Source organism: Bifidobacterium sp. W8114, assembly GCF_016101165.1.
Taxonomy (GTDB): Bacteria; Actinomycetota; Actinomycetes; order Actinomycetales; family Bifidobacteriaceae; genus Bombiscardovia; species Bombiscardovia asteroides.
Genome location: NZ_JACFRA010000001.1, coordinates 576,024 through 588,961, shown reverse-complemented (window position 1 = coordinate 588,961; position 12,938 = coordinate 576,024). Strand labels below are relative to the sequence as shown.

At 61.5% G+C, this 12,938-nt stretch carries 11 protein-coding genes; 1 reads left to right on the top strand and 10 read right to left on the bottom strand.

The window, feature by feature from the left end; translation table 11 throughout:
- Window positions 1-115: 115 nt before the first annotated feature.
- The 3 genes from H3T89_RS02415 to H3T89_RS02405 form a co-directional block, all read right to left on the bottom strand.
- Entirely contained in the window at window positions 116-592 is a 477-nt protein-coding gene (locus H3T89_RS02415; protein WP_198216128.1) for a GNAT family N-acetyltransferase, read from the bottom strand.
- Between the two features lie 246 nt (window positions 593-838).
- A complete protein-coding gene (gene der / locus H3T89_RS02410; RefSeq protein WP_198216127.1) occupies window positions 839-2,947 on the bottom strand; it encodes a bifunctional cytidylate kinase/GTPase Der in 2,109 nt (702 codons plus the stop codon).
- A complete protein-coding gene (locus tag H3T89_RS02405) occupies window positions 2,944-3,717 on the bottom strand; it encodes a pseudouridine synthase (protein WP_198216126.1) in 774 nt (257 codons plus the stop codon). The genes der and H3T89_RS02405 overlap by 4 nt, the downstream gene beginning before the upstream one ends.
- A 170-nt stretch (window positions 3,718-3,887) precedes the next feature.
- Between H3T89_RS02405 and H3T89_RS02400 the strand changes: the two genes are divergently transcribed.
- Complete coding sequence (locus H3T89_RS02400; RefSeq protein ID WP_198216125.1) at window positions 3,888-5,099, top strand: aquaporin; 1,212 nt, start codon at window positions 3,888-3,890, stop codon at window positions 5,097-5,099.
- A 30-nt stretch (window positions 5,100-5,129) separates the two neighbouring features.
- Here H3T89_RS02400 and H3T89_RS02395 read toward each other — a convergent pair whose 3' ends face one another.
- The 7 genes from H3T89_RS02395 to H3T89_RS02365 all read right to left on the bottom strand — a co-directional run bounded on the left by H3T89_RS02395 (window position 5,130) and on the right by H3T89_RS02365 (window position 12,907).
- Entirely contained in the window at window positions 5,130-5,474 is a 345-nt protein-coding gene (locus H3T89_RS02395) for a DUF3017 domain-containing protein (RefSeq protein ID WP_232348385.1), read from the bottom strand.
- A gap of 159 nt (window positions 5,475-5,633) precedes the next feature.
- Window positions 5,634-7,007 (bottom strand): NAD-dependent succinate-semialdehyde dehydrogenase, encoded by a 1,374-nt coding sequence (locus H3T89_RS02390; RefSeq protein ID WP_198216124.1) that lies wholly within the window; start codon window positions 7,005-7,007, stop codon window positions 5,634-5,636.
- 131 nt (window positions 7,008-7,138) lie between these two features.
- Window positions 7,139-8,740, bottom strand: a complete 1,602-nt coding sequence (gene purH, locus H3T89_RS02385) for a bifunctional phosphoribosylaminoimidazolecarboxamide formyltransferase/IMP cyclohydrolase (protein ID WP_198216123.1) — start codon at window positions 8,738-8,740, stop codon at window positions 7,139-7,141.
- Window positions 8,741-8,792: 52 nt separating this feature from the next.
- Window positions 8,793-10,169: a cell division protein PerM gene (locus H3T89_RS02380; RefSeq protein ID WP_198216122.1), complete on the bottom strand. Its 1,377-nt coding sequence runs from the start codon at window positions 10,167-10,169 to the stop codon at window positions 8,793-8,795.
- Entirely contained in the window at window positions 10,166-11,089 is a 924-nt protein-coding gene (gene sucD, locus H3T89_RS02375) for a succinate--CoA ligase subunit alpha (protein WP_198216121.1), read from the bottom strand. Before sucD ends, H3T89_RS02380 begins: the two co-directional genes overlap by 4 nt.
- A complete protein-coding gene (sucC, locus tag H3T89_RS02370; protein WP_198216120.1) occupies window positions 11,086-12,300 on the bottom strand; it encodes an ADP-forming succinate--CoA ligase subunit beta in 1,215 nt (404 codons plus the stop codon). The genes sucD and sucC overlap by 4 nt, the downstream gene beginning before the upstream one ends.
- Before the next feature lie 22 nt (window positions 12,301-12,322).
- Entirely contained in the window at window positions 12,323-12,907 is a 585-nt protein-coding gene (locus H3T89_RS02365; protein WP_015021813.1) for an adenine phosphoribosyltransferase, read from the bottom strand.
- Window positions 12,908-12,938: the final 31 nt, after the last annotated feature.

The window sequence follows — 12,938 nt, the reverse complement described above, 5'->3', positions numbered from 1 at the left end:
CATCTAATTAACCCAATAACGACCGTCTATACACCCGGCGATCTTCTGCGTGCATGCTATAAAATTCGTTTAGCCATTTAGTCAGTTTAGATCTCAGGGAAGTTCGTACGTCCTATTACCGATCCATAGTCTTGCTTAAATTAAGGAATTCATATAGGCCATCGTTCGATTTTTGCATATTAGAACCCGTTATTTTAAATCCTGCGCCCTGATAAACTTTAATTGCACGTTTATTGAAGCTGGCTACTGAAAGAACAATAATTCTATAATTAAAATTATTCTGTATGAATTCTTCGATTCCTTTGACGAAATTTAATCCCAACCCGTGTCCAGTCAAATCCGGTCTCAATCCTAAACCAACTTCTACTTTTTCCTCTGATAGCCTTTCCAGGCAAAAATAACCAACCAGTTCATCTTGATCATCCACAACCTGGTAATACTTATCTCCACGCAACTTCGGAGTGATTATCTCTTCAAGATCCTCTAGATCATTTTCCATATCATAAAAGCTGTATTGGCCACCATAGTGCCATTTTCTAGCGATCTGGTCTGCATTTGCCTGAGTTAAGTGTGCTATTTTCTTAAATATCATATTTACTCCTTACTCAATGTGCAGACTCCGAATTAATATCGGTAGTAATAGTCAAGAGATCTTGTTTAAGTGACCCAAAGGTTAATCAATAAAACCCGAACTGGGGGACAGACACAAATACTGTCAGCCAAGTTTGCATTGCGAGGCTATTGGAGTGAGATGATCGATGTGCTGCGCCCGATCTGCAGGGGTATGGAAAGGTCCCTAGGCTGACTTAAGAGCCGGGCTAGGGACCTTCTACCATCTTTATTTGCGCTTCTTTTTCTCGCGGATATGCACGGAGATCTGGATGGGAGTGCCCTCGAAGCCGAACTCCTCGCGCAGGCAGCGTTCCAGATAGCGGCGGTAGCCGTGTTCCAGGAAGCCGGTGGCGAAGATCACGAAACGCGGCGGCCTGGTGGAGGCTTGGGTGGCGAAGAGGATCCTCGGCTGCTTGCCGCCCCGCAGTGGATGCGGGTGTGCAGCCTGAACCTTGCCCAGGAAGGAGTTGAGCTTGCCGGTCGGTATGCGCTTGTCCCATGATTCCAGAGCGGTGCGCATGGCCTTGGCCAGCCGGTTGGTGTGCCAGCCGGTCTTGGCGGAAAGGTTGACCCGCTCGGCCCAGGTGACCCGGTCGAATTCGGTCTGCCAGAGCCGCTCAAGACGCTGACGGCCGAAGTCGTCCAACAGATCCCACTTGTTGAAGACCAGGACGATGGCCCGACCAGCATCCACGGCCTGGCTCATGACCTTCAAGTCCTGATCGGCGATGGGCTGGGAGGCATCGAAGAGGATCAACGCCAGTTCCGAGCGTTCGATGGCCGCCTGGGTGCGCAGGCTGGAGTAGTATTCGGCACCCGAGATCTTGTGTAGGCGGCGCTTGATGCCGGCGGTGTCGATGAAGAGCCAATCCTCGCCGTCCACCTGGACCACCTCGTCGACCGGGTCTCTGGTGGTGCCGGCCACATCGTGGACCACGGCCCGCTCCTCGTGTGCCAGCTGGTTGAGCAGGGAGGACTTGCCCACGTTGGGTCGGCCGACCAGGGCCACCCGGCGCAGGCCCTCAGGGGTGAGGAATCCTGAGGTCTTCTCGGCCTTGCTGAGCTGTTCCAGCGCGGCGTCCAGCAGATCGCCTATCCCCCTGCCGTGCATGGCGGAGATTGCATAGGGTTCGCCCAGACCCAGCTTCCAGAATTCGGATGCGGTGTAGTCGGCCATCCGGTCATCCAGCTTGTTGACAGCCAGGACGACCGGCTTGCCCGCGGCCCGCAGCATGGTGACGATCCGTTCGTCGCTGGCGGTCAGCCCCACCTGGCCATCCACGACCAGAATGACGGCATCTGCCAGGGATACGGCGACTTGTGCCTGGGAGGCGATGGCGGATTCGATGCCCTCCACATCGCTCTCCCATCCACCGGTGTCCACCAGCTTGAATTGGGTGCCGGCCCACTCGGCCTCGTAGCTGACACGATCCCGGGTCACGCCAGGGGTGTCTTCGACTACGGCAGCACGGCGGCCGAGAATCCTGTTGACCAGGGTGGACTTGCCCACGTTGGGCCTTCCCACCACGGCCAGCACGCCCACGGCCTTGGGGCCATGGTCCTGGTCATCCTGGTTCTCGGAGCCGCCCTCCAGCAGAGCACGGTCCTCCTCGTCCAGCTCATAGTCGTCCAGGTTCCGGGCGTACTCGTCGTAGGAGTCCTCCTCCATGGCCGATGAGACCAGATCGATCAGAACCTGTAGCGTTTGCTCGAAGGTCAGATCGGAGTTGTCCACGGTGGTCACCCCGTCCGCGGCGCTCATGAAAGAGGTGACCTTGGAGTCCCGGGCATCCCGGGCAGCCAAATCCTCGGCGCCTGCTGATCCAGCCTGGGCCTGGCCGCTGCGACGGGCCTGGCGGACCTCTTCACGGGCTGTCAGGAGTACACGGACCTGGGCATCCGGGGCCACCACGGTGGTGATGTCCCGTCCCTCGGCCACCACGCCACGATCCTGGTCAGCCATGATGGCCCGCTGGGCGGCTATGAGGACATGGCGCACAGCCGGAATCGAAGAGACTACGGAGACATGCTCGGAGACCCTGGTAGAGCGTATCTCTTCATCCATGTCACGACCGTCCAGGCTGACAGTGGGATGTTCGGGGTCGAGTCCCATGACCAGGTGGCCGCCGGTGATGGATTCGGCCACGGCCTCGGTGATCGCCTCCTGGTCGGGCTGGTCCGCGTCCAGGTCCAGCCCGCGGTCCATGCACCATAGGGCGACCGCCCGGTACATGGCGCCCGTATCCAGGTAAGCCAGGCCGAAATGCTTGGCCAGGGCCCGCGAGGTGGAGGACTTTCCCACTCCCGCAGGGCCATCGATGGCGACGGTGATCACAGTCCGACTTCCTTATCCAGAGCCTTGATCTCGGCGGCGGAGAGCACCCGATAGGAGCCAGGACGAATCTCGCCCAGTCGGATGGGGCCGATCTGGGTGCGCACCAGCCGGGTCACCGGGTAGCCGATGGCGCCGAAGATGCGCCGGACTATCCGGTTCTTGCCCGAATGCAGGACCACCTTGACGATGGTGTGCTCGCGGTTGTGGTCGATGATGGCGCAATGATCCAGACGGATCAGGCCGTCATCCAGCTCCACACCCTGGGTGACCAACCTCCGGCAGACGTTGCCGCCAATGTGGCCGCTGAGCGTGGCAATATAGGACTTCTCCACCTCGTAACGCGGATGCATGACGTGCTGGGCCAGCTCCCCGTCGTCGGTCATGAGGATCAGGCCCTCTGAGTCATAGTCCAGCCTGCCCATGTGGAAGACCCGCTCGTAGCGGTCTCCGATGATGTCGCGCAGGGTGAACCGGCCCTTGGGGTCGTCCATGGTCGAAAGGACCTTGCGGGGCTTGTTCAGGGCCAGTGTGACATGCTTGTCGTTCAGATGGATGCGGGATCCATCCACCCGGATCTGCTGGCGGGACGGGTCCACCCGGCTGCCAAGCGTGGTGACCAGCTCGCCGTCGACCTCGACCCTGCCCTGGGTGATGATCTGTTCGCATTTGCGACGAGAGCCGAATCCGGCCTGGGCCAGCACCTTCTGGAGGCGGATGCCCTCCTCCCCCTGTTCGCGCGCTCTGATCGCCTGTGTGTATGGATGTGGCATCGTTCTCCCAACGTGGCCTGATAGATATGTAACGGATACCGTTCTGGACGACTGCAGCCGCCGAAAGGTCATATCATACTATATCGGAGCCTAGGGAAGTGTTGTTGGCTTGCTCTAAGCTGGAAACTGTTATTGTTCATTGTCGTCGAAGGGATTGCAAGGTGGGGAACATGACTATGGAAGCAAGTGCTGAGCCGGTCCTCGAACAGGCCGACGGGCAGGTTGCCGCAAAGCCCGTCCGCAGGCGGATCAGGCCCCGTGATGTTCGTTGGATTCGTGCCGCCGCCGAGCTGGCGGGCACCTTCCTGATCTGCGCGGTCATCTACCTGTCTTACAGCTTTGGCCAGCTGGTCATGGGCCAGCCCAGTGTGGTGCTGCCGGTTCTGGGAACCGCCCTGACCTACCTGGTCGTGACGGCCATGCTGGGCGGCGTCTCCGGCGGACACTTCAACCCTGCTGTGACCGTGGCCGCCATGTTCACCTCGCAGATCAGCATGGTGGACGGGCTGATCTACATCGTCGCCCAGGTGATCGGCGCTATCGGCGCCGGTGCACTCGCCGTTGCCCTTGTGCCGGTCAGCAAGTCCGTGCCGGACAGGACCTGGCTCATGTTCTCGGTGAACGGTTTTTCCGGCGGCTCGCCCGCTGCGGCCACTCTGGGTCAGCAGCATATCGCCTTCGGGGCGCCCATGGCCATCGTGGTCGAGCTCATCGGCTGCATGATCGTGGTGGCTGCAGCCATCACCACCCTGCGCTCTGACGGCCGTGCCCGCCGCAACCATGCTCTCTATACCGGGCTGGCCTACGGCGTCGGCGTGCTGGTCACCTACCCCATCACCTGCTCGGGACTGAACCCGGCTCGTTCCACCGGCATCGCCATCTTCGCCCAGTCCAAGCACATGGCCGTCAGCCCGATCTCGCAGCTCTGGCTCTTCTGGATCTGCCCCCTGCTGGCTGCCTCTCTGGTCGCCCTGGTCATCATCGTGACCAGCATCATCACCGACAACATGGCCATGCGCGCCATGGGTGCCGCCACAGATGCCCAGCCGGAAGCACAAGCTGATGCTTTTGTCACCGGTATCCAGACTTATGCCTATGCTCCCACAGGTGTCCAGGCTCAGGATCAATCGACCCAGACATCTCCTGCTCCAGTTCAAAACGCTCCTGCAGACACCACGGCTCAGACTGTCGATGTATCGGCTCTCTCCGATGTCGATGCTGGACAGGATGCCGATCCAGGCAAGAATGCCGATACCAGCCAGGATGATGTCACCCCTGCCGAGGCAGGAACCATTCCCGATCTGCAGGTCGAGCCCCTTCACACTGCATCCGAAACAGAAGACGGTGACGAGGAACACAAAAACAAGCCCACTGAAGACTGAACCACCGAGGATCGAAAAACCTGAAAGGGGTCACAGCAGCAGCTGAATGCTGAAGTAGGTGACCAGAAGGCCGATGCCCAGGCCGATGCTGATGAAGACATCGAAGGGCACTGACCGCACCTTCCAAGGGCTGCGATCCTTGAGCGTCAGACGCAGAGTACCGCAAACCAGGGCCGCGACGGACACGAGTCCAGTCGCGGCCCAGGTGTATCCGAGGAAGGCAACAAGCGCGGCGATCAGCACTACCAGGAAGATGATGCCCTCGCAGATAGGACGACCCTCTTGAGCCTCCGAGACGAAGGGATGGCGATCTGCCGCCCTGGCCGACTGCGGGGGCTTGGGGTCCGGATTCTCGTCCTCATCTGCGTCTGTCATGCTTCCCAATTCCTGCATTCCCGACGACCTCCATTTGCTGCTGCACTTGCTTTGCCGGTTCGAGCCTACCAGCGCTCTTGATACAAAGCGACCGTGCCGCCATCGCCCCGGACGATGATGGCACGGTCGCTGTTTCAACAAGGAGTGGGAGCAGGTGGATCAGTTCTTGTGCTGGAAGATCAGATGCTCGTTGGCGAAGGTGTCGAAGCCCAGGCTGTAGAGCTCGCGGCCATAGCCGGAGTTCTTGACGCCACCGAAGGGCAGCTCAGGCATGGTCACCCAGCTGCCGTTGATGAAGGTCATGCCGGTCTCGATACGACGGGCCAGGGCATCCGCATGATCGGTATCCGAGGAGAAGACCACACCGCCCAGGCCATAGCTGGAGTCGTTGGCCAGTTCAATGGCCTCATCCTCATTGGCCACCTTGTAGATGGAGGCCACGGGGCCGAACATCTCCTGGTTGTAGACGGGGTTGTCACGATCGATGTCCGTCAGAACCGTCGGGGTGAAGAAGGCCCCCGGCGAATCGTAGGGCTTGTTGCCGTAGGCGACCTTGGCTCCACCGGCCACAGCCTTTTCGACCTGCTTGGCCAGGTTGTCGCGGGCGGAGACCATGCACATAGGGGCCAGCGTGGTTTCGGGGTTGCTGGGATCGCCCAGAACCGCGTGCGAGAAGGCATCGACGATGAGCGAGACGAAGTCGTCGTAGAGGTTCTCCGTGACGATGAAGCGCTTGGAGGAGGTGCAGACCTGGCCTGCGTTCATCAGCCTGGCACTCGGGGCCACCTTCTTGAGCAGATCCCAGTCAGCGTCATCCAGGACGATGAAGACGTCGTTGCCGCCCAGCTCCATGGAGGACTTCTTCAGGTTGGCTCCAGCCGACTTTGCTACGGAAGCACCGCCGCGTTCCGACCCGGTCAGGGCCACGCCTGAGACGCGGGGATCGGCGATGGCACGGTCCACCTGGTCATAGTTGACAAAGAGGTTGGTCAGGCTTCCCTCGGGGGCTCCTGCCTCGGTCACCGTCTCCTCGAAGGCCACAGCCGAGCCTGGCACGTTGGAGGCGTGCTTGAGGATCATTGGGTTGCCCAGAATGAAGTTGGGGGCGAACACACGCATGATCTGGTAGTAGGGGAAGTTCCAAGGCTCGACCATGAACACGATGCCGGTGGCCTGCTTGATGTAGTAGGCCTTGCCAGCGGGGTTGTCCAGAGGGACGGGAGCCAGCAGCTCCTCGGCGTGGTCGGCGAAGTAGTCGGCGATGTCTGCGCACAGCTCCACCTCGGCGTGGGCCTCGCCGACCAGCTTGCCCATGTCCAGTGTCAGGTTGGCTGCCAGGGCGTCCTCGTTCTGACGGAAGAGCTTGGCGACCTGGCGCAGTTGCGCGGGACGGTCTCCGGGCCCTTCTTGCTTGCGCCAGGTCTTGTAGAGGTCATGGCCACGGGCCAGGGCATTCTCCAGATCCTCGTCGGTGGCATCCGGATAGGTCTTGATCAGTTGGTTGTTAAAGGGATTGACAGTCTGATAGGTCACAATTTCTCCTTCGAATGATTGATAACCAGTCAGCATCTTCGCTGGTCAGTTCATTCAGCATAGCACCGCATTGGACCCCGCGGTCAATGATTTTGTCGCAGGGCGACATTCGGCCGCGGGGTCCAGTTTCATCAGTGGAAGAAGTGGCGAGTCCCGGTCAGATACATGGTCAGATCAGCGTCCTGGGCGGCCTTGATCACCTCAGGATCACGGATCGATCCTCCAGGCTGCACCACGGCTCTGATCCCGGCTTGGATCAGATATTCCAGACCGTCTGCGAAGGGGAAGAAGGCGTCGGATGCGGCCACCGAACCCTTGGCGCGATTACGGCCCTCGTCCAGGGTGTTGGCCCGCTCCACGGCCAGGTGGCTGGAGTCAACCCTGTTGACCTGGCCCATGCCGATGCCCACGGTGGCTCCCTGGTTGGCCAGGAGCACGGCGTTGGACTTGACCGAGCGGATGGCCCGCCAGGCGAAGGTCAGGTCATCCATGGTCGCCTGGTCGGCAGGGCTGCCGGAGACCAGACGCCAGGTGGAGGGATTGTCCCCCGGGGCATCGATCAGGTCGGGCGTCTGCACCAGGGCTCCCCCGTCGATGGGACGGATGACCGGGCGCAGACGCGGGCGGCGTTCCACAGACAGGATGCGCAGGTTCTTCTTGGTCCGCAGCAGGTCCAGGGCCTTGGGCTCATAGCCCGGTGCCACAATCACCTCGGTGAAGACCGGCTTGATCTGCTGGGCCATGGTCAGTGTGACCGTGCGGTTGGCGGCGATGACCCCGCCATAGGCGCTCATGGGGTCGCAGGCGTGGGCGCGGCGGTGGGCCTGGGCGATGTCCTCCCCCACGGCCAGACCACAGGGGTTGGAGTGCTTGACAACGGCCACTGCGGGCAGGTCGGGGAAGTCCCAGACCGAGCGCCATGCTGCATCCGCATCCACGTAGTTGTTGTAGCTCATTTCCTTGGCGCCGCCCAGGTGCTCTGCTGCGGCGAACCCGTCCCGGTCCAGCGGGTCCAGGTAGAGGGCGGCCTTCTGGTGGGGGTTCTCCCCGTAGCGCAACTGGCTGGCCAGGCGCCAGGTGCGAGTCAACGCCTGAGCTGGGCCCTGATCATTGGCCTTGTTCTGCTTGTCGTCGACCCATGTGCGCGCTGTCCACTCGGCTATGGCCGCGTCGTAGGAGGCGGTCAGGGCGAAGGCTTTTGCAGCCAGACGTCCACGCTCGGCCAGGCTGAAACCGGTGCCGGAGGCGATGCGCTCGGCGGCCAGGGCATAGTCGTCCGGGTCGGTGATCACAGCCACGCTGGCATGGTTTTTGGCGGCGGCGCGGATCATGGCGGGACCGCCGATGTCGATGCGCTCCAGGCACTGGTCCGAGTCGGCGCCCTCGAGGACGGTCTGCTCGAAGGGGTAAAGGTTGACCACCACCAGGTCGAATGGGGCTATGCCCAGGTCTTTGAGTTGCTGGACATGGTCAGGGTTGGTCATGTCGGCCAGCAATCCTGCGTGGATGTGCGGATCCAGGGTTTTGACCCGGCCGTCTAGACTCTCGGGAAAACCGGTGACCTTTTCCACCGGGGTGACCTGGACGCCCAGATCCTGCAGCTTTTTTGCGGTGCTGCCGGTGGAGACGACCTCGGTGCCTGCCTGGCGGAAAGCCGATGCCAGGGCCTCAAGCCCCTGCTTGTGGTAGACCGAGACCAGCGCTCGGTTGATGGTTCGATTCGTGGTGACCATGGAAACTCCTACTCCTATGCTTGAATGCCGAGGCGCCCCGCCACCTTCGGACCTACTTTCCCGGTCTGCGGGTGGACGAGACCTGTCGTGGTGTGTCTGCTCGGTCGGTTGCCTTGGGCTCCTTTCCCTCCTGACCGCGTGATTGGTTGTGTTTTTCCTCGTTTTCCGCCTTGGCGGAAGTCTTTTTGTCGCCTGACTGACGCAGGTAGACGATCAGGGCGTCCTTGATGACGATCAGGGCAGCGATGATGAGTGCCAGCAGCCATACTCCCAGTAGACCGACCCCCAGGGAGGTCCCGATCATGTGCAGGGAGGAGGCTATGGGCACGCCCACCCCGGCCAGTCGCTGACGGCCCAGGGCCCCGTTGGAGAGCTGGAAAAGCAGTGCAAGACCGAACAGGGTGACCAGCCAGGCCAGGGCCATGGTCAGGGTTGCCATCAGGAAGCAGACGCCGGTATCTCGGGACTTCAGTCCTGCTTGACGCACGGCGGCGTGAATTCTGACCCCCCATGGCCCGGTCAGCAACAGAATGCCGACAACCAGGCCGGCCAGCAGGGGCAGGTTGAGCAGGATCAGACGAACCTCCTGCCGGGAAACCGGCTCTGGGAAAAGTCCAAAGAGGGGCAACGAGGGCAGACTGGAGGCGTGGCCTGACCAGAGGGTGAAGGTCGCCAGACTGCCGATGTTGAAACCATTTCCGAAGAGCCAGGAGACAGCCCAGATGATCAGGTTGGGCAGCCAGGCCAGGGAAGCCAGACTGGTCGTCACGGCCGAGGAAGTGCCCATACGTGTCAGTTTGAACAGGCGTCCCACATCTGTGTGATAGAGGGCGATCCAGACGATAAGGGCAATCAGACCAGCGACCAGCATAGCAGCCAGGAGGATTAAACCGGCAGTGAGCCCAAGCCGGATGGTTCTGCGGACCTGGACTGGCAAGGCCTCTTTGATCCGCTTGGCAAAAGCCTGTCGGAATGGTTCATAGCGGACCCAGGCCCAGCCGTAACCCAGCAGGAAGACCAGGCTGGTCCGCAGAAGAATGACCGGGGTGCTGTCGACCTGGATGGTCTGGCTGCCCTGCATGAGGATGAGGTTGCACAGCATCCAGACGACCAGGCCGGCAATGCAGCCACCGAAGGACATGCCCAGTCGACCGACTAGTGCGCGGATCACCCAGATCAGCAGAACCGTCAGCAGCAAGGGAATGATGGTCAAGGTCAGAGCTCCAGCTCTGAACCCGCAACCCTGGGTGAGCAGGGTGATGGTTTCTGTCAGGGCAACGGTGGCCATGGACAGGGAGGGCCCGCCCTCCTCAATGGAGATGATGAGCAGGAGCAGTGCCATGCAGGCGCCGAGGGCGATGGTGTAGATAAGCATGGCCAGGAAGGCCTCAAGACCCCCTCTGAGCCATGCCTTCACCATGTCGGTCATATGATGGCATGCTCCCGCAACAGGTCACGGGTCAGCCGGGCGGTTTCTCCGGGTGTGGTGCCCACCTTGATACCGACGGACTCAAGCACTTCTTTCTTGTCGGCGGCCGTACCCTTGCCACCCGAGATGATGGCTCCGGCGTGGCCCATCTGCTTGCCCTCCGGAGCGGTGAAACCGGCGATGTAGGCCACGATGGGTTTGGTCATGTGGGTGGAGGCCCAGTGGGCAGCCTCCTGTTCGGCCGAACCGCCGATTTCTCCGATCATGACGCAGGCCTTGGTGTCAGGATCGCGGTTGAAGGCTTGCAGAGCCTCCAGCATGGTGGTGCCCACGATGGGGTCGCCGCCGATGCCCAGGCAGGCGGTGAAACCGATGGAGGACAACTCCCCCATGAGCTGATAGGTCAGGGTGCCGGACTTGGAAACCAGTCCAAGCGGGCCTCGACCGGCGATACCCTGCGGGATGATACCAAGGTCCACGCCGGTGCCGTTTGGCCGGTCGGACATGGTCATCAGTCCCGGGCAGTTGGGGCCGACGATGCGGCAGCCGTGTTCCCTGGCCAGGGCCACGCAGTATGCAGTATCGGCCACTGGAATGCCCTCGGTGATGACCACGATCAGGGTGATGCCGGCCTCGATGGCCTCGACCATGGCATCCTTGGCGAACCTGGGTGGAACGAAGACCACGGAGGTCCGGGCTCCGGTTGCCTGACGGGCGGTTGCGCAATCGGCGTATACGGGCACATGACGGGTCTGATCGTCTGGACCGGCGAAGTCGACCGTCATTCCGGCCTTGCGGGCGTTGACACCAGCCAGGATATTGGTGCCTGCCGCCATCATGCGGGCCGTGTGGACCATGCCCTGGTGACCGGTCATGCCCTGGACCATGACGGGGGCGTCGTCTTCGATGAAGAGGGTCATCGGCCCGTCTCCTTTCCCACTCGAGCGGCCAGGGCCACAGCCTGGTCTGCCGCCTCCTCCATGGTCCGGGCCACCCTGAGCCGAGGCTGTTGGGCCTTGGCCAGCAGGTCCAGCCCTTCGGCGGCCTCATTGCCGTCGAAGCGGACCACGATGGGCCGGTCGTCGTTCTGGTCTTGCTCTCCCGCAGCGTTCACGGCGGCCAGGATGCCCTGGGCCACCTGCTGGCAGGAGGTGATGCCTCCATAGACATTGACCATGACCGAACGGACCTTGGGGTCAGAAAGGACCACGTCCAGACTGGTGCGCATGACCTCGGGCGAGGCTCCGCCGCCGATGTCCAGGAAGTTGGCCGGTCCCACGGGCACGCCCTGTCGTCGTCCCGACCCGGCGACCGCATCCAAGGAGCTCATGACCAGTCCTGCGCCGTTACCGATGACGCCCACCTGGCCGTCCAAGTGAACGTAATGCAGGCCCGCGGCCTTGGCCTTGGCTTCCAGCGGGTCCAACTGAGCCGGGTCCGCGAACCGCTTCCAGCCGTCGTGCCGGAAGGCCGCGTTCCCGTCCAGGGAGATCTTGGCATCAAGGGCATCCAGGTGCTTGGTGGCCTCGTCGTCCGGATCACCCACCTTGGCCAGGGGGTTGATTTCGACCAGGGTTGCATCGCTGTCCTGGAAGGTGTGCCACATTCCCAGAAGAATCTGCGCGGCCTGCTCCAGGTCTGCGTGGTAGAAGCCGATGCGCTCGGCCATGGTGCGGGCGGCCTGCCTGTCGAAATCCTCCAAGGGGCCTATGTGCAGGCGCCGGACCGATTCGGGGTGTTCTCGGGCAATGGTCTCGACCTCGGTGCCGCCGCTGGCCGTGGCCAAAACGTCATAGTCCCGTGAGGTGCGGTCCACAGAAATGGACAGGTAGTATTCGTGCAGGATGTTGCGGGCCTCGGTGATCAGAATACCGCTGACCGGATGGCCGTCGATGTTCATGGGCAGAATGGCCTCGGCCAAGGCTACGGCCTGATCATGATTCTCGGCTCGTTTGACGGCTCCCGCCTGTCCCCTGTGACCGATGGTGGCCTGGCCCTTGATCATACAGGGATAACCGATGACGTCGGCTGCCTGGCCGGCCTCTTCTGCGGTTGAGGCATAGACGGCCCTGGGTTGGGAGATGCCATGTTCAGCGAGCAGCTGCCTGGCCTGGTATTCGTACAAATCCATGGTGATGGTCCCCCAATCGTGCTCAGGCGGGCATGTTCATCAGGCAGGTGACCGGGTAGGCCCCCAAGGCCTTGCGGCCATCCAGCCCATTGAGCTCCATGACGAAGCTGAAACCGGCCACCTGGCCTCCGGCCTGCTCCACCAGACGTGCAGCTGCCTGGGCGGATCCTCCAGTGGCGATCAGGTCGTCAACTATCAGGACTCGCTGGCCTGGTTGCAGACAGCCCTGCTCGATCTCGATGCGGGCGTTGCCGTATTCAAGGGCATATTCCTGGCTGTAGGTGGGGTCAGGGAGCTTGCCTGCCTTGCGCATGGGCAGGAAGCCCTTGCCCAGGTCGCTGGCCAGCTGTGGGCCTATCAGAAAGCCGCGTGCCTCAAGGCCGGCGACCAGGTCGAAGTCCTCTGGCTTCACGGGCAGGGTGCGCTTCATGGCGTCTAGGATGATGGCCAATCCCCTGGGATCCGACATGGCCGGGATGAAGTCCCTGAAAAGGATCCCCTTCTTGGGAAAGTCCGGAATGGTACGGATCAATGAGATCAGATAAGCGGCGTCGTCATCGCCCACCTGCTTAAGTTCCCCAACCTTGATATCGTCCGATTGAGCCATGATCTTCTTTCTGTCTTGCTCCTAGGAAGTG

Coding starts and splice junctions, on each gene's coding strand:
- H3T89_RS02405 (WP_198216126.1), bottom strand. CDS start 3,717: ATGCCACATCCATACACACAGGCGATCAGAGCGCGCGAACAGGGGGAG.
- H3T89_RS02395 (WP_232348385.1), bottom strand. CDS start 5,474: ATGACAGACGCAGATGAGGACGAGAATCCGGACCCCAAGCCCCCGCAG.
- H3T89_RS02415 (WP_198216128.1), bottom strand. CDS start 592: ATGATATTTAAGAAAATAGCACACTTAACTCAGGCAAATGCAGACCAG.
- H3T89_RS02365 (WP_015021813.1), bottom strand. CDS start 12,907: ATGGCTCAATCGGACGATATCAAGGTTGGGGAACTTAAGCAGGTGGGC.
- purH (WP_198216123.1), bottom strand. CDS start 8,740: ATGGTCACCACGAATCGAACCATCAACCGAGCGCTGGTCTCGGTCTAC.
- H3T89_RS02380 (WP_198216122.1), bottom strand. CDS start 10,169: ATGACCGACATGGTGAAGGCATGGCTCAGAGGGGGTCTTGAGGCCTTC.
- sucC (WP_198216120.1), bottom strand. CDS start 12,300: ATGGATTTGTACGAATACCAGGCCAGGCAGCTGCTCGCTGAACATGGC.
- sucD (WP_198216121.1), bottom strand. CDS start 11,089: ATGACCCTCTTCATCGAAGACGACGCCCCCGTCATGGTCCAGGGCATG.
- H3T89_RS02400 (WP_198216125.1), top strand. CDS start 3,888: ATGACTATGGAAGCAAGTGCTGAGCCGGTCCTCGAACAGGCCGACGGG.